This window comes from Geomicrobium sediminis (assembly GCF_016908595.1).
In the GTDB taxonomy this organism is placed as follows: domain Bacteria; phylum Bacillota; class Bacilli; order Bacillales; family Marinococcaceae; genus Geomicrobium_A; species Geomicrobium_A sediminis.
Window position 1 is genome coordinate 393,181 of record NZ_JAFBEC010000002.1, and the last position, 16,720, is coordinate 409,900.

Here is a 16,720-nt window from a genome sequence, read left to right on the forward strand (position 1 = left end):
TATGTTCAGTAGGAGCTATAACGCTCAAATTTTGAGCGTTATACTCTTGGAAAGAAACGTCTGTGCGTCAAAAAACTTGCATCAACCATAGGCATTCTGAGCTAATTTTATGCTTTAAAGATAAAAGCAAAAAACCCTAGATACGAATCGTTGCAAAAGATTCTAAGCACATAGTGCAGGATAACTGTAACGCTACATCCCTTCTTTTCACCCTCCACTCACTGGAGGGATGAACGCTATTGTGTCTCCGCTTTTCACATAGTCAGTGTCTTCAACAAATTCTTCGTTGACGGCGATCATCGTTCGTTCTAAGCTCCCTTTTGGTAGCGTATAGGTTTGTTCAACCCACAGTTTGATTTCTCGTACCGTTTTACCAGCAATGTCAGCGTTTACTTGTGCTTGTCCGATTTTTTCTTTCATTCCTGCGAAAAATAACACGTCAACCATGATTCTCCTCCTTTTCTGGATATGCGTTTTGCTCGAGTTGATCCCCTACCCAAAAACTGCCATCTGCCCAGTATTCTTTTTTCCAAATAGGAACGATTTGTTTAATCCGCTCAATTGCATATGCTGTTGCTTCGTGGGAGGCCTGTCTATGTGGTGAACTTACAGCAATGACAACAGCAATTTCTTGAATGGCTAATGTTCCAAGTCGGTGTGTTATTGCAACGGTTGTGTGCGGCCACTGTTCTTGGATTTCAGCACCGATCCGCTCTAACATTTTGACAGCCATCGATTCATACGCGTGATATTCTAACTGCAGTGTTTGTTTACCGTGTGTCATTTCTCTTACTGTACCGATAAAGGTTTGTACGGCTCCGACGTTATTGTGTAGAACTTGTTCAATGAGTTCGTTGACGTCGATCGGTTCATTGGTGACGTTAAACATGTTCGCTCCTCATTCCTACAATTTGATTTACGAAGTAAGAGATCCACATTTCTTCTTCATCACGTAAAAATATGGCTGTCTCTTTACAGTCGATCTGAAGACGATGATGCTGAATGACTCCGATCGTTTGAGAACGATCTAACAATGAGAAATCGTCTTCATCTCGAAGTAATACGATGTTTGGCAGTTGTATATCTTTAAACCCTTCAACAAATACAACGTCCACCGTCATTACGAGAGATTGTAAGTGCAGCAATTCAGTGAGCGACATTTCTTTCTTTAATTGAATACTAACTTCTCCCCCACCTTCTACAAAACTCGCTTTTGCACCTGCTGTAATAAAGCGTTCGCTATCGTATCTTGCTTTTGGTGGAACAGGCGAGTGACCGTGATGTTTAATGACTGTGGATGTAAGGTTTCTTTGCTCTAGGGCAGCAATGAGTTTGGAGATTGTCGTTGTCTTCCCCGCGTTCTTATACCCGACTATTTGTACGATACAATTGGGATGTCCCATGGCCATTGACTACCTTTTTGATCATGTAGATCTAATAGATTCACTTCTTCCCCACGCTTGTACCCTTTTGATCCTGCAGGTAAAACGATCAATACGTCAGCTTCTCCGAGTGCAATAACAGAACTCGATTTGTCTAGTCCAGATGGTTTCACATATTGTACGCCTTCACGCTCCAAAGCAACACCACGAATCAACCTTGTGTACGGATTTGGTTTAGGGTAATCACTGTCTAACACACCAATGGATCGTTTTAAATGCAAATCACGTGCACCGAGCGCTTTACGAATTAACGGTCGGACAAACAGTTCAAACCCTACATAACATGCACCAGGGTTACCTGATAAACCATAGATCAACTGTCCATCTTTTTCAGCAACTGTCGTGACACTACCTGGACGCATAGCAACTTTGTTAAAAAGTGTCGTCGCATGAAGACGTTCAACAAGTTGTGGCACGAGATCATAATCACCAACAGAAGCACCGCCTGTTGTAATCATTGCATCGACTTCTTGTAACGCATCAGTCACAACATCCACACATGCATCCAATTCGTCAGGGAGTTTTCCATACATGACTGGGATGCCACCAGCACGTTTTACTTGAGATGCCGCCATGTACGCATTGCTGTTTCGGATTTTCCCGGGCTGTAAAGGTTCGTGAACATCTAATAGCTCGCTACCCGTTGCAAGAATTCCAATTCGTGGTTTTCGAAACACAGGGACGATATCGTAACCAAACGTTGCCAGTAACGCAACGGTACCAGGATGAATGATCGCCCCTTTTTCTATGAGCACTTGATCTTTTTTCGTATCTTCACCTTGAAATGAAATGTTCTCGTTATGGTGGTGAGGACGAATAATCGTAACCATATCTGCTTCATTTGTATGTATTTCTTCCAACATCACAACTGCATCACTTTGACTTGGCATTTGTGCGCCCGTCATGATGCGAACCGCTTGACCATTTTCAAGATCGTCCGTATATAAACTTCCTGCACCAATATCTCCTACAACGTGTAGTCGCGTTGGGTTTTGCCTACTTGCTTGACTCGTATCTTCAGAGCGAATGGCATATCCGTCATAAGGTGCGCGATTAAAAGGCGGAACGTCGTGGTCTGCTAGTAAATCTTCTGCTAAAAATCGTAAATCACTTTCCAATAGTGGCACATAATCAATTGCTTGGTTAAATTCATAGTTCATCACACGACTGACCGCATCAGAAATTGAAATTGGTCTACGTACTTCTACCAAGGTAACCCCTCCTTATTCCATCATTTCATGGTAAAACACCTTTGCTTCTTCAACATCTTTCGTACCGTGAACGAGTACTCTCCCATCTTTAAAGATCGCCATTCGCTTGCCTGATTCGTACTCTGTGAAGGATAGTAAAAACGAATTCTTCTTTGTTTTACCATAGGCGGCTAACTTCATTTCTAAATGTGAGAGATCAAATGATCGGTCTTTCATACGAATTTGAATCGTATCACGGCCACAAAGCACCGCAATGTCATTCTGTTGTAACGATTGCAGGTACGGAAACGTGCGCTCACTTCCGCACGTTTTGCACGACTCTTTTTTCATTTTTTTCATTGAGAATTTCTGATAGTTGCCTTCCCAAATGTCATAGATACTTATTGATCGGTCAATTACATCGGATTTACCAGTTAACCATTTTAATACGTGTACAGTTTGCATTAATGACGTTTGTTGAATAACTGGGGCAATGACTCCGTGACTGTCACACGTCATTGCCTCTCCAGGAATGAACTTCATCACGCACATTAAACACGGATCTTCATTCGGTTGAAAAAACTTCGTCATGCCGTATGATCCTGCACAGGCACCAAACACCCACGGAATGTTATGTTTCACAGACAGATCATTCATAATAAAACGAATGTCGAAATTATCAGTTCCATCAATTAAAATGTCGACATCGCTTAGCAATGGTTCCAAATTACGAGCTGTTGCATCTATGACGTGAGCTTCGATTCTAGCATCTGAATTAATTTCTTCTAATCGCCTCTTCGCAGCGATTGCCTTTGGTAACACTTGCTCTACATCCGCTTCACAGTACAATTGTTGGCGATGCAAATTGCTTAATTCAACATAATCGCGGTCAACAATGGTGACCGTCTTCACTCCTGCACGAACGAGCGTTTCTGCACTTACACTTCCAAGCGCCCCGACACCAATGAGTAAAACATGTGCTTGTCCAAGTCGATCTTGTCCAGCCTTGCCAATCGGTGAAAAAGACATTTGCTTTTCGTATCGGTTCACGTAACGTCCCCCTTATCCACCAATATAGGACATTTCTATTTTCTTGCGACTTCTTGCACTTTCTTCTGTTCTCGTTTCGGAATAACGATCTCGTCGCTTCTCCCAAATCTGTCTGATTGAGTCACCTAACAATTCGTCACTTGCACCTTCTCGAACGAGTTCTCTCAAGTCTGTTCCTGTCTCTGAAAACAAACACGTATAAAGCTTTCCATCTGCACTGATCCGGGCTCTCGTACACGTTCCACAAAACGTTTCCGTTACTGACGAGATAAATCCTACTTCACTAGCTTGATCTAAATAACGATACCGTTTTGCTACCTCTCCATAGTATTCCTCATCAACCGGAACAACAGGCGAAAACGACTTTACTTGATCGAGCAATTCTTTTTTTGAGACGACTTGATCAAAATTCCAACCGTTCGTTTGACCAACGTCCATAAACTCAATGAAACGTAATGTGACTTGTTCTCGTTTACAAAATTGTGCCATCGGAAGTACTTCATGTTCATTAACACCACGTTGTACAACCATGTTAATCTTCACGCCGAGTCCTGCTTCTTTTGCCGCTTTAATTCCTCGAATGACAGCGTTCGGTGACGTTTTTCTTCCACTCATCAACTGGAACGTCTCAATGGATAACGCATCAAAGCTAATGTTCACCCGTTCCAAACCGGCAGCTTTTAACTCTTTCGCTAACTTCGGTAACATCACACCATTTGTCGTTAACGCAAGATCATTGATTCCTTTGATTTGTTTAAGGCGCTCTATAAGAGATGCAACCCCTTTACGTAACAGCGGTTCGCCACCTGTAATTCGAAGCTTGGTCACGCCTAGCTTCGCAAATTGATCTGCAATCCGAACGATTTCATCAAACGACAACAACTGCTCTTCATTCATAAATACATAATCTGGTCCAAAAATTTCTTTAGGCATGCAATAGGAGCATCGAAAATTGCACCGATCCATAATCGAGATGCGCAAATCTTTCAACGGTCGAAGAAACTGATCATTAACGGGATTGGCTGCCACTTTACGACTCCTTTCACGTTCATTTACTATAGAAGTAGCAAATGATGTACAATTTGTATTATTCTAACATACAGAAGGCGAGGGAAGACAAGCATATGCATCATAAACATGACCACACCTCTTCATCTGTCGCCATTCTCACATTAAGTGATACGCGGAATCTGACTGAAGACAAAAGCGGTACAAAAATTGAACAACTACTTTCACCCCTTCATACAATCGTTGATCGCAAGCTCATAAAAGATGATCCTCTTCATCTACAAGCTGTCTTAACAGACTGGATTCAAGACGACCGAATTTCAATCATTATTACGACAGGTGGAACCGGTATAAGTGAACGTGATACTACGTATTCAATTGTTGAACAACTGATCGAAACACCGATGCACGGCTTCGGTGAACTCTTTCGCATAAAAAGTTATGAAGAAATTGGAGCGCGGGCCATGCTTAGCAATGCAATTGCTGGGACGGTTAATCAAACGGCGATTTTTTCTCTTCCAGGATCTGTTCACGCCGTAACGCTTGCGATGACCGAATTAATTCTACCAACAATCAATCATGTGAGCAGGGAGCTTATAAAATGACGATTGCTGGACTCATTATGGCGGGCGGTCGCTCAACACGTTATGGGAAACAAAAACTGTTTGAATTTCATGAAAACGAAGCGCTTTGGATGAAGAGTGTTCATGCGCTACAAAAAGCCAACACTCACGACATTTACGTGCTAACGAACAACAACTTGAATGAACATTTTTTAACACACGATGTACATGTACTCATTGACCAGTCCCCACATGCTGGGCCGATGCACGCTTTACACGGTGCGATGAGTGCTCTGCATGAAGACTTCGAATGGTTTCAAGTGTTGGCTGGTGATTTGCCTACGGTTACCCCTCAACTACTAATCGAATTACAAAACCATTTACGTACAAATCCGGACTATGATTGTTTACTTCCAATAAACAATGGGAAATTGCAACCGTTACACGGGCTTTATCACCGTAATTGCTTACGAGCACTTCAACATCAATCAAGTAAAGATGCTTCGATGCGGACGTTAATTGAACGTGTAAACACGAAAACCATTAATTTTTCAAATAAACATGACTTTATCAATATTAATTACGAACACGATTGGAAAGGAGTCGGACGATGAGTTTCTCTCACTTTAATAAAGACGGACGTGCACGGATGGTGAATGTTCAAGAAAAACCGAGAACCGCGAGAAAAGCTGTAGCTCAATCAAAGATTCGCTTATCAAACGCTCTCTACACAGCCATTCACGATCAATCTCTTCAAAAGGGTGATCCCCTGTCTGTTGCACAAGTAGCCGGTGTTATGGCAGCGAAAAAAACACCTGACTGGATTCCAATGTGCCATCCTATTATGATTCAAGGAACAGACATTGATTTTCGTTTTGAGGAAGACGAAAGCGACCATCTTTTAGTCATCACCGCCACTGTGACTGTAGAAGCAAATACTGGTGTTGAGATGGAAGCGCTAACTGCTGTTAGTGCAGCAGCACTGACGTTTTACGATATGTGCAAAACGATTGATAAAGGGATGATCATAGAAGAAACGTTATTGCTTACAAAAACCGGAGGAAAGAATGGAGATTTTCATCACCCGAGGACACAATCATACGACTAGGAGGAAATCAGATGCTTCGACATGATGAATGGCTCAACGATGAAATTAAAAAGTTATGTAGGCTACCTGAACAACGATTAGAAACCCCAATACAACAAGGCAAATGGTCAATTAAACAAACGGTTGGTCATATGTTCTATTGGGATCACTACATTCTAAACGAAATCATTCCTAATATCGCTCATGGAGCGACGATTCAAGCATTCCCAAATCATGATTTGTTCAATGAAAAAGCAACCGAAAAAAGTAACCGCTATGCTGCCAAAGAAATGCTCCAAACGTTTCTAAAACAACGAAGACAATTATTAGCAGCCTATGAAAAGTATCCTAAAACCATTGAATTTACGATTGAACAGGAACGAGGAACGTTGACTGCCAACGCGCTTCGAACTTTATTTGAAGAACATGATGTACATCATATAAAAGAAATGAACTCATTTATCGACAACACAAAAGGCGATTGATTGCTCAATCGCCTCCGTGTGCTTCTATGAATTTACTCGATCCTTACGACTTCTAAAAATCCAGCTGTTGTAATAAAAAATCTTCGTCGGCATTCCACCAAGCTGAATTAACCGCTTCGCTGCATGCTTCATTTCCATATTGCCTTGCACTTTACCGTCTGATAAATAGATGGCGTATAACCCACGCTTAATCATGCGGTGAAATTCTTCATCCGGCAGACCACGTAAATTTTCTTCGGCTTTTCGATCTAAGAAGTGGAAGCGCTCCACCATTTCATCTTCGCTCTCATAATACGCAGCAAAGTTCATTTCTTGTTCTTGGAAGTCTTCTTCTTGATCAATAAAATAATCAAGCATAATGTGAACACCTTGCATCCACGGGAAATAACCTTCTTTAATTTGCTTTGACTCTTCCTTCGTACGAGGCAATGCTGCAGCGTATGCTGCTAAGCAATATAGCGCTAATGTAGAAGCGACCGCCGTAGAAAATTCATACCAACGAAGCTCAGGGAATTTGTCTTTATGCTCTTCAAAAAATGCCTTTAATAGCCCTTCACGCTCATGTTCAGGCACATGCTTATACACTTGGAAGTCAACGTAATACTGAGCAACTTCTTTCATGTCTTCTTGCATTTCCACAAATCCCGGGAACGTCTGAACCGTTTCCTGACACGTTTTTACGAGTTCGTGTAAATACCCACCATCGTCATAACCACCACGCACACGGTAGTAGTCTTTTAGCTCTGCGCCAGGCGTTAGGCCATCTAATAGTGCATCGTGTAATGCCCGAAAATCTTCCGGGTCTTGTGATTCACTTTTATCACAAAGGGTATCTAAGTAATCACAGATCGTTTGATACGCACAAAGGAATCGAATAAATGCTTCTTTGTTTCCTCCTGCAAGCATTGCAAGCACACTGCCACCTTCACAGTGGAAGTCTTTATCATCAATCGTCCAAACCGCTTGTTTACTTAGTTGTTGGTCTGGCATTTGTGTTGCGCGTGCTTTCCAATGTTCAAGTTGACGATGAACTTCTGGAATCGTCTCTTTGTATGTCCGTAAAAGAATCGTCCACGGCTTTTTTGGCACCTGAAAATTCATAACTTCCTCCTAAATACTTCTCAATTAAAGTCTTCCCAATCGTTGCCACATAAAATACAACATAAAGCGAAACACGTCTTCACGTTCTGGTTCATTAAATAGCTCATGATACAAGCCACGCCATTCCCTCATGGAACGGTCTTCAATTCGCAGTCGATTAAACCATTCATGTGAAGCGGTCTTTTCAACTAGGTAATCTTCTCCAGCTTGCAAAAGCAATAGCGATACATTTGGAAATTCATATGCATGATCCAAACTTGTCTTCATCGCTTTTTGCATCTCTTGATACCAACGTACCGATACCGTATGTACGAAAAGCTCATCTTTATGAAAATCAGATCGCACGTCTTCATTCCTCGTTGCGTGATCGGTTTTAATTCCGCTTTTCACACTAAACGTCGGAACGATTCGATGAATCCCTTTTGCCACCGCTGTTAATGCTTTATTCGGAGGATCGTACAGTGAGAGACACGGCGACGATAATACAACACCGCGAACCGGTAATTGTTTCTCCATCATCGTGCGAATGACTGATAAGCCTCCCATACTATGACCAAATAAAAAGACCGGCAATTCATACGTTACCGCTTCTTTATACCAATGGTGAACCGCGTCAATGTATTGCTCAAAATGATCAATATGCCCTCGTTTTCCTCGCGTTCTCCCAAAACCTGGAAGGTCACCTGCAATCACGTGGAAATGTTCGCGATTTAATCGCTCTATTAGCCACGTATAACGACCATAATGTTCTCCAGCTCCGTGTACAATGACAAAAACACCGATCGCTTGTTCTGCTTCCCAAATCCGCATGTTTCATTCACTCCTATGTCGTCATTGCCAACATTTATTCTTCTATTACACCATATGTCGCTATTTTTTTCATCTATTGTGGGATAATCACGCAGATCCAACTAAAAGTTTCGTTCTTATTAGGCTTTTTTGGTACACTGGAAATGAATTGAAAGGAGTTTTACACCTATGAGCGTTTACCCTTATAAAGACATACATCCAACGATTGATTCAACCGTTTTTCTAGCTGAAGGTGCGATCGTCACTGGAGACGTCGTTATTGGTGAGGAGTCAACATTGTGGTACCACACCGTGATCCGAGGAGATGTTGATCGAACAATCATCGGCAAACGAGTAAACATCCAAGATCAATCAATGATCCATCAAAGTCCGGGCAACCCGGTAATCATTGAAGATGATGTATCGGTAGGACACCAAGCGATGTTACACGGCTGTACGATAAAAAAAAACGCGCTCATCGGTATGAAAGCGACTGTTCTTGATGGTGCTGAAATTGGAGAAGAGGCGTTCATTGGCGCTGGAGCTCTCGTAACTCCTGGAACGAAAATCCCTCCACGCACACTTGCACTAGGAAGTCCTGCCCGCGTCGTACGTGAGTTAACTGAAGAAGATCAACGCGAACTCTCACGGATTAGGGATGAATATGTTGAACGGGGAAAGATATACAAACAGCAACAACAACAAAGGAGCGATGAATCATGACCGAATTCCAACAAAACCTTGAAAACTACGCAGATTTAGCTCTTAAAGTAGGTGTGAATTTACAAAAAGGACAAACGCTTTACGTCAGGACACCCACGTATGCTGCGCCATTTGTTCACGCTCTCACAAAGCGCGCTTACGAACTTGGCTCACACAACGTGCATATCGAATGGAATGATGAAGAAGCAACTCGTCTTAAATTCCAATATGCGGACGAAGAAGCGTTCAAAACCTATCCACAATGGAAAGCTGACCCACTTGTTGAAGCAGCAAAAGAAGACGCTGCATTTCTTTCAATCACTGGTGGCAATCCCGACTTATTAAAAGAAGCCAACCCTGAACATGTCGCCATGCAACAAAAAGCAGGTGGACAAGCGAATGAAACGTTTAGAAGCTATATTCAGTCAGACAAAGTAAGTTGGTCGATTGTTGCTGTTCCATCTGCAGCATGGGCAAAGAAAGTGTACCCGAACGAAAGTGATGAACAAGCGGTTTCAAAGCTTTGGAATGACATCTTCCAAGCGACACGCATGCATGAAGACGATGTAGTTGAAGCTTGGCAAAATCACCTAGCCGTACTTGACGAAAAACGCGAAAAGCTTAACAACAAGAAGTTCCACGCCTTACACTATAAAGCAAACGGCACTGACTTAACGATTGAACTACCAGAAACACACATCTGGGCGTCAGGCGGAAGTACAAGTAAAGCGGGCGTAGATTTTGTTGCCAACATCCCGACTGAAGAAGTGTTTACTGCTGCTAAGAAACACGGAGTGAACGGTACCGTCACGAGTACAAAGCCACTCAACTACGGTGGCACATTAATTACCGACTTTACTTTAACGTTTAAAGACGGCAAGATTGTCGATTTCAAAGCCGCTCAAGGTGAAGCAACATTAAAGGGCATTTTAGAAGGCGATGAAGGTTCAAAATACATCGGTGAAGTAGCATTAGTTCCTCACCGTTCGCCAATTTCTGATATGGATTTAATCTTTTATAACACGCTTTTTGACGAGAATGCTTCAAACCACTTAGCCATCGGTAGTGCATACGCCTTTAACATTGAAGGTGGCAAAGAAATGAACAAAGAAGAACTCGAAGCAAATGGCATTAACCAAAGCATCACTCACGTAGATTTTATGATGGGCGCTGCAGATATGGACATCGATGGGATCCATGCAGATGGAACTCGCGAAGCGGTGTTCCGTAACGGAGAATGGGCAATCTAATACAGATCATCGAGAAAACCCTGGTTCAGAGAACCAGGGTTTTCTTCTCTATGTTGGACATTTGAACAGTCCAGTCTTATATGGGGTGATTTTGATCAATTCAGTATCAAATAAACATACAAATGTTTATGCGGCGATTTCGAGCGCGTGAAGTGTCAGAAACACCTACGGGGTGTAGCGCTGTCTCGTATCATTAAACCGCTCCTGCGAAGTTACTCATTTTACTTTCGCACTTGTTTCCAATAAAAAATCGCAAGCTGTGTGCGGTCTCTTAATTCTAATTTATCTAAGATTACCGAGAGTGTATTTCTCACCGTACCAACACTTAAAAAGAGCAAATCGGCAATCTCTTGGTTGGACAACCCTTTTGCAATCGCTTCGACAATGTCATTTTCTCTTTTGGTTAATTGATCAACATGCTGATACTGTTCGGTTGGACTCACAATTTCCTTTAGCACATCCGCATCGAGAACTGAACTTCCTGCTGCAAGCGTACGAATCTGTTGTGCCATATCATCAATTGAGGAGGATTTTAAGACGTATCCTTTTGCCCCTGCGTTTAGCGCAAGACGAATGTTCTGCTCATCCTTAAACGTTGTCAGCATCATAATTCGAATTTGTGGCCACGTTTCACTCACTCGTTTTGTGCATTCAATTCCATCCATCACAGGCATGCGAATATCCATAAGAATGACATCAGGTTGATGTTTTTCGCAAAGACGCAGAGCCTCCTCACCATTTGCAGCTACACCTATAACCGTAAAGTCTGTTTCCTTTTCTAATAACAATGTTAAGCTTTGCCTGACGAGGGGATCGTCGTCAACGATAACTAACTTCATCTTCCATCCTCCTCAAGTGGTAATACACATACAACTTGATAACCGTTCACAGCATTAACGGTTACGCTGCCACCATTCGCTCGGGCACGGACTTTTAAGTTCCGAATGCCGCTACCTTCTCCTAGATGCTTTGATCCAGTCCCATTGTCTTGTATGCTTAACCTCACTAAATACATCGTTACATCAAGATTAACGTTTACTTCAGTTGCGTCACTGTGCCTTGCCACGTTCGTTAACGCTTCTTTTAAACAAGGTTCTAATAGTCCCCAATAATGAGCAGGAACAAGCTGCATATCTCCTGAACATTGAAAAGAAACTGGTGTGTGAATAAATTCTTTGGCAATATGCTCGAGCACATCAACACCGATTCTGGCAACTGGCGTCATATCATGGACAGTGTCACGGAGCATTGCTGTACTACGAGCTACCCGAAGCTTCACTTCATTCAACATCACTTCTGCTTCTTTTCCTTCTAATTGCTCGTAAGCTTCTAAAGCAAGGTTTGCTCCAGTTAGATCATGACCAACGTGATCATGAAGATCTCGCGCAATCCGATTGCGTTCAGACACTTCTGCTAGTTGGGCCGCTTTGCGACTAGACTGCAACAACTCTTCTTTCACATTTTCAAGTGCATGGCGAGCGTGACGTTCCCGGTCCGCTTCAGTTATGTATCGTTCACGTTGTTTACTCGAACTTGCGTCCCACACACCAAAAACACCTGCTTGGAAAAGTAACCATAATAAAACGATTGAATAAAGCTCAAACAGTGTAAGAAGTAAAATCACAATAATGAGGAAGCGATATTTTTGACGAGACATCATTTCATATACAGGTAACGCTAAGCCGTATGCACTACTACTCCAAAACGGAATAAATAGAAAGCATAAGAGTAGGTCAATGATGATCATCCAACTCGGCAGACGAAAACGCCACCGTAAGCAGACGATGATGGCGAGGGAAATTACAAATAAGAAACTAACAAGGGGGGGATCTTGGTACATCCATAGTGCAATTAAAAACACGATGTTCATAAATCGCCATACATTCACCATATGATCACCTCTTTAAACTTACTATAAGTGTTAAAAACCCTCCGCTCAAGAGCTGAAGGGCAACACGTAAACCTCTAACTAATTCTTCGTATGCTTCCTATGATTAAAAAGAACAATGCATATAGCAGTAAAACACCATTAATGAACAAGAAATCTCCACGATCTTCACCTAAAACGATCCATTCTATACCTTCTGAGAGCCAATACGTTGGAAAGATCACAGCAATTCTTTGAAAAGCTTCAGGCATCATCTCCATAGGGAAAAGAATTCCACCGAGCAAAGCCATCAAGACGATCACTGCCATAAATATTAGAAATGATGATTCTTTACTTCTATATAATGAGTTCCAAGCGAGACTAATTGAAATGGATGTGAACGTAAAGACAATATAAAGAATCGCCAAGTTCCAAGGCCCATATAATTCATGACCGTACACGTGCCCACCTATGATGACGATGACAGTTTGGATCACCATAATGACCGAAAATGCGAGCAAGTTTTGCCACAAGTAGTTAAAGTGTGAAATTGGCGCTGCGGCAAGTCGTTTAACAACCCCTTTTTGACGATCTTCAATCATAATACCCGTAAGGCGAATGCTAACAAAAAGTAGTAGAACACCAAAATATTGATAACCGAGAGGAAGCAGTGGCCAACCCTCTTGCGCTAAAGGTAGAAAAATCGCAGCGATTGGAAATAGTGTCAGAAACAATACGTTCGTTTTATCACGTAGTATTCGTTTGAGTGCAAATATAAATATTGTCATGGCATACGTCTCCGTCCGGTCAGAAGTAACAATCCAAAAGCTATTATAATGAGCACACTAAGCAGTACTGCATTCAACCAACCGTCTGAAAGCCCCCCGCTTCTCACTTGATCAATCGTCGTATACGCAAGCATAAGCGGGTTCACATAGTCATTGAACATGTTGATCAAAGCATTGTCTGGCATCGGAAAGAACATCCCCGCCAGTAAAATCATCCCAACACCGTACACTTCACTTAATCGCTCAGCGATTTTAAAGTTGTTTACTGAAAAAGTGAATACGAGACAAATGATGCTGGATAAAGACGACATGAGCGTAATGACGAGTAATGCCCACATGAAATTACCCCAGTTCACATCAAAGATCAAGGCCGTATAAGCGATTAATATAGTCCCTAACACAATCGAGTAAACGATGCCCGCAAGCATTATCGTAAATCCATATAACCTCGTATTCATCGGTAATGAAAGCAAGCGATCCTTTCTTTCCGCAAAGAGGTCTTGATGAACGTAATTCATGGTGATCGCACCGCCGAACAGTTGAAATCCGAGAACTAAAAGGACAACGGTTTCATCTCTAATCGGTGTACCAGTAAGCCCTTCCGCTTCTCCTAGAATAATTGAAAAGACTGTAATTAAAATAATTGGAACGACAAGCAACAAAAGCATCGTAATAAAATCACGACTCATTCTAATTCCAATGAACCGAATCGTAGCTAGTTCTTTCATGAAGGATCATCCTCTCCATCACGAAGTTGTTTGCCTGTAAGTGTTAGAAAAACGTCTTCTAAATTCGGCTTTTCTGCTTGAATTCCGACGACACCACTCGTTTCTTTCACGATAGAAAGTGCTCGATCAAGGTTACCTGCACCCGCATTTGAAATGATTTGCACGACTGATCCGCTCACTTGTACTTGCTTAACACCTTCCAAGCCTCGTAAACGCTCGATTGGTATTGTTGACACATCGTTTACATCAATGAAGATTTTCTCTTCATGCTGAATGTTTTTAATTAATTCATCCACAGTACCTTCTGAAATCACCTGTCCTTGATCAACGATGACAACCCGTGTAGCAATCGATTGAACCTCTTCCATATAATGCGTCGTGTATAAGATGGTCGTGCCTTGTTCTTTTAGCTTTCTGACCGCGTCTAGAATATGATTTCTTGATTGCGGATCAATGCCAACGGTTGGCTCATCCATAATTAGAAGCTTCGGACGATGGGTAAGAGCACAAGCAATGTTCAATCTTCGCTTCATCCCACCTGAGAATTTGTTTGGCGATTGCTTTGCCTTTGACGATAGTCCAACGAACTCAAGCGCTTCTTTGACCCGTTGCTTCTTCTCTTCACCCTTCAAACCGTATACGCCTGCAAAAAACTCTAAGTTTTCTTTCGCCGTTAATTCCTCAAATACGGTAATCTCTTGCGTAACGAGACCCATTTTCTTTTTATTTTCATGGTGAAATACCGCTCCCTCTTCCCCGAATAGTTGAATCACGCCTTTATCAAAAGGAATAATCCCCATTAAACATTGAATGAGCGTCGTTTTCCCTGCACCGTTCGGTCCTAGCAAACCGAGAATTTCCCCTTCATGAATATCTAAATCAACATAATCAAGAGCAATTTGATCTTTATACCGCTTCACGATGCCTTTGATTGATGCAATTGTCATTCTTTTCACCATCCCAATTAGATTACCTTTAGTATGTAGCGTTCTTAGATGAATAAGTAGTGACATCTGTCATTAGATTATTGTCATGGCAACGTGAAAGGACAACCTATACTCCACAACAAAAAAAGCCTTGTCATAATGACAAGGCTTCTACATCGTCTAGATGTTTGCTGCTCTTTTGAGTTGGTCTGCTTTATCCGTACGTTCCCATGGTAAATCAACATCTGTACGGCCGAAATGTCCGTAAGCTGCGGTTTGCTTGTAAATCGGAGTACGTAAGTCGAGCATTTTAATAATACCTGCAGGTCTCAAGTCAAAATGACCTTCAACGAGCGTAAGCAGTTCACTTTCACTTACTTTACCCGTACCAAACGTGTTAATTGAAATAGAGACAGGCTTTGCAACCCCAATCGCATAAGCCAATTGAACTTCACATTTCTCTGCAAGTCCAGCGGCTACGAGGTTCTTCGCAACGTAGCGTGCGGCATAGGAACCCGAACGGTCAACTTTTGTTGGATCCTTTCCTGAGAACGCGCCTCCACCGTGACGAGCAAATCCGCCGTACGTATCAACAATAATCTTTCGTCCAGTTAATCCTGCATCCCCTTGAGGTCCACCAATCACGAAGCGTCCTGTCGGATTAATAAAGAACTTCGTTTTTTCGTCGACCCACTTTTCTGGGACAATCGGATCAATCACATGCTTTTGCAAATCACGCTCAATTTGCTCTAGTGTTGCTTCTGGATGATGCTGTGTTGAGATAACAATCGTATCGATTCGTACTGGTTTGTCATCTTCATCATACTCAATTGTCACTTGTGTTTTACCATCAGGTCGTAAGTAATCTAATGTGCCGTCTTTACGGACCTTTGCTAATTGACGGGCAAGTCGGTGTGACAATGAAATTGGCATAGGCATATATTCTTTCGTTTCATTGTCCGCATAACCAAACATTAACCCTTGATCGCCAGCTCCGATCTCTTCGATTTCTTTGTCGGTCATTGCCCCTTCGCGAGCTTCGAGTGCTGCGTTAACACCTTGAGCAATATCAGGAGATTGCTCATCAATCGCGGTAAGAATCGAGCACGTTTCAGCATCTAAGCCATACTTCGCTCTCGTGTAGCCGATTTCAGTTAACGTTTCACGAACGATCTTTTGAATATCGACGTATGTCGTTGTAGTAATTTCACCAGTTACTAAGATCATCCCAGTATTGGCTACTGTTTCGCATGCCACCCTTGCGTTTGGATCATGTCGTAAAATTTCATCTAAGATTGCATCGGACACTTGATCACAAATCTTGTCTGGATGGCCTTCTGTTACAGATTCTGACGTAAAAAGGCGACGCCCATTTGCTTCCATGATTCTCCTCCTTATGAAACACTGTATTACTTTATATGTTTGAAGTGCCCTAGAGTGCGTGTATCGACTCAAAACACTTCATTTCCCTTTATGGCAAGAACCATAAAGAATATAAGGGCGAGTTGTATCGTATGATTTCATGAAAAAAAGCCCCTTCACCGATGAGGGAAGGGGCATTACCTTTCACCTTTCGCCTCTTATCTTGCAAAACAGATGATGTTTTGCCAGGTTGGCACCTTATCTGTATGACTACAGATGGTTGCTGGGTTTCACAGGGCCTGTCCCTCCACCTTCTCCTGATAAAAGCCTACCAAGTAAATATAACGGCAAACGCAAAGAATTGCAAATCTCGACAAGGGAT

20 protein-coding genes and 1 riboswitch are annotated in these 16,720 nt (G+C 42.2%); of the genes, 6 read left to right on the plus strand and 14 right to left on the minus strand.

Annotated features, from left to right (window positions below; all coding sequences use genetic code 11):
* Positions 1-207 precede the first annotated feature (207 nt).
* From moaD to moaA, 6 genes are read right to left on the minus strand one after another with little or no spacing between them, the layout of a single operon-like run.
* Positions 208-447 carry a molybdopterin converting factor subunit 1 gene (gene moaD, locus JOD17_RS04860; protein WP_204695934.1) on the minus strand — a complete coding sequence of 80 codons (240 nt, stop codon included), beginning with the start codon at positions 445-447 and terminating at the stop codon, positions 208-210.
* A complete protein-coding gene (locus JOD17_RS04865; RefSeq protein WP_204695935.1) occupies positions 440-889 on the minus strand; it encodes a molybdenum cofactor biosynthesis protein MoaE in 450 nt (149 codons plus the stop codon). The genes moaD and JOD17_RS04865 overlap by 8 nt, the downstream gene beginning before the upstream one ends.
* Complete coding sequence (gene mobB / locus JOD17_RS04870) at positions 882-1,403, minus strand: molybdopterin-guanine dinucleotide biosynthesis protein B (protein WP_204695936.1); 522 nt, start codon at positions 1,401-1,403, stop codon at positions 882-884. The genes JOD17_RS04865 and mobB overlap by 8 nt, the downstream gene beginning before the upstream one ends.
* Positions 1,373-2,653, minus strand: coding sequence for a molybdopterin molybdotransferase MoeA (locus JOD17_RS04875; protein ID WP_204695937.1), 1,281 nt, complete (start codon positions 2,651-2,653; stop codon positions 1,373-1,375). Before JOD17_RS04875 ends, mobB begins: the two co-directional genes overlap by 31 nt.
* 12 nt (positions 2,654-2,665) lie before the next feature.
* A complete protein-coding gene (locus JOD17_RS04880) occupies positions 2,666-3,682 on the minus strand; it encodes a ThiF family adenylyltransferase (protein WP_338028751.1) in 1,017 nt (338 codons plus the stop codon).
* Positions 3,683-3,694: 12 nt separating this feature from the next.
* The gene (gene moaA, locus JOD17_RS04885) at positions 3,695-4,711 is read right to left on the minus strand and encodes a GTP 3',8-cyclase MoaA (RefSeq protein ID WP_338028752.1); all 1,017 of its coding nucleotides are present in this window, start codon (positions 4,709-4,711) and stop codon (positions 3,695-3,697) included.
* Between the two features lie 95 nt (positions 4,712-4,806).
* On the opposite strand from moaA, the gene JOD17_RS04890 reads away from it, so the two are divergent.
* Genes JOD17_RS04890 through JOD17_RS04905 form a run of 4 tightly spaced genes read left to right on the plus strand, consistent with a single transcriptional unit; the run spans position 4,807 to position 6,825 of the window.
* A complete protein-coding gene (locus JOD17_RS04890) occupies positions 4,807-5,295 on the plus strand; it encodes a MogA/MoaB family molybdenum cofactor biosynthesis protein (RefSeq protein WP_204695938.1) in 489 nt (162 codons plus the stop codon).
* Positions 5,292-5,867 carry a molybdenum cofactor guanylyltransferase gene (mobA, locus tag JOD17_RS04895; RefSeq protein ID WP_204695939.1) on the plus strand — a complete coding sequence of 192 codons (576 nt, stop codon included), beginning with the start codon at positions 5,292-5,294 and terminating at the stop codon, positions 5,865-5,867. The genes JOD17_RS04890 and mobA overlap by 4 nt, the downstream gene beginning before the upstream one ends.
* Entirely contained in the window at positions 5,864-6,361 is a 498-nt protein-coding gene (gene moaC / locus JOD17_RS04900; protein ID WP_204695940.1) for a cyclic pyranopterin monophosphate synthase MoaC, read from the plus strand. The genes mobA and moaC overlap by 4 nt, the downstream gene beginning before the upstream one ends.
* 11 nt (positions 6,362-6,372) lie before the next feature.
* Entirely contained in the window at positions 6,373-6,825 is a 453-nt protein-coding gene (locus JOD17_RS04905; RefSeq protein WP_204695941.1) for a DinB family protein, read from the plus strand.
* A 24-nt stretch (positions 6,826-6,849) separates the two neighbouring features.
* On the opposite strand, the gene JOD17_RS04910 is transcribed toward JOD17_RS04905, so the two are convergent.
* Together JOD17_RS04910 and JOD17_RS04915 are read right to left on the minus strand one after the other, a co-directional pair.
* A complete protein-coding gene (locus JOD17_RS04910; RefSeq protein WP_204695942.1) occupies positions 6,850-7,926 on the minus strand; it encodes a tetraprenyl-beta-curcumene synthase family protein in 1,077 nt (358 codons plus the stop codon).
* 24 nt (positions 7,927-7,950) lie between these two features.
* Positions 7,951-8,736, minus strand: coding sequence for an alpha/beta hydrolase (locus JOD17_RS04915; RefSeq protein WP_204695943.1), 786 nt, complete (start codon positions 8,734-8,736; stop codon positions 7,951-7,953).
* Between the two features lie 168 nt (positions 8,737-8,904).
* Here JOD17_RS04915 and JOD17_RS04920 point away from each other — a divergent pair, with 168 nt between their 5' ends.
* Positions 8,905-9,438, plus strand: coding sequence for a gamma carbonic anhydrase (locus tag JOD17_RS04920; protein WP_042360357.1), 534 nt, complete (start codon positions 8,905-8,907; stop codon positions 9,436-9,438).
* Positions 9,435-10,667, plus strand: coding sequence for an aminopeptidase (locus JOD17_RS04925; RefSeq protein ID WP_204695944.1), 1,233 nt, complete (start codon positions 9,435-9,437; stop codon positions 10,665-10,667). The genes JOD17_RS04920 and JOD17_RS04925 overlap by 4 nt, the downstream gene beginning before the upstream one ends.
* 221 nt (positions 10,668-10,888) lie before the next feature.
* Here the strand turns inward: JOD17_RS04925 and JOD17_RS04930 are convergent, their stop codons facing one another.
* The 6 genes from JOD17_RS04930 to metK all read right to left on the minus strand — a co-directional run bounded on the left by JOD17_RS04930 (position 10,889) and on the right by metK (position 16,359).
* Positions 10,889-11,506: a response regulator transcription factor gene (locus JOD17_RS04930; RefSeq protein ID WP_204695945.1), complete on the minus strand. Its 618-nt coding sequence runs from the start codon at positions 11,504-11,506 to the stop codon at positions 10,889-10,891.
* Complete coding sequence (locus tag JOD17_RS04935) at positions 11,503-12,558, minus strand: sensor histidine kinase (RefSeq protein ID WP_204695946.1); 1,056 nt, start codon at positions 12,556-12,558, stop codon at positions 11,503-11,505. Before JOD17_RS04935 ends, JOD17_RS04930 begins: the two co-directional genes overlap by 4 nt.
* 74 nt (positions 12,559-12,632) lie before the next feature.
* Positions 12,633-13,322 (minus strand): ABC transporter permease, encoded by a 690-nt coding sequence (locus tag JOD17_RS04940; RefSeq protein ID WP_204695947.1) that lies wholly within the window; start codon positions 13,320-13,322, stop codon positions 12,633-12,635.
* The gene (locus tag JOD17_RS04945) at positions 13,319-14,050 is read right to left on the minus strand and encodes an ABC transporter permease (RefSeq protein WP_204695948.1); all 732 of its coding nucleotides are present in this window, start codon (positions 14,048-14,050) and stop codon (positions 13,319-13,321) included. Before JOD17_RS04945 ends, JOD17_RS04940 begins: the two co-directional genes overlap by 4 nt.
* Positions 14,047-14,997: an ABC transporter ATP-binding protein gene (locus tag JOD17_RS04950; protein WP_042360352.1), complete on the minus strand. Its 951-nt coding sequence runs from the start codon at positions 14,995-14,997 to the stop codon at positions 14,047-14,049. The genes JOD17_RS04945 and JOD17_RS04950 overlap by 4 nt, the downstream gene beginning before the upstream one ends.
* Before the next feature lie 159 nt (positions 14,998-15,156).
* The gene (metK, locus tag JOD17_RS04955) at positions 15,157-16,359 is read right to left on the minus strand and encodes a methionine adenosyltransferase (RefSeq protein ID WP_204695949.1); all 1,203 of its coding nucleotides are present in this window, start codon (positions 16,357-16,359) and stop codon (positions 15,157-15,159) included.
* A 194-nt stretch (positions 16,360-16,553) separates the two neighbouring features.
* A riboswitch (SAM riboswitch) is annotated at positions 16,554-16,665 on the minus strand.
* Positions 16,666-16,720: the final 55 nt, after the last annotated feature.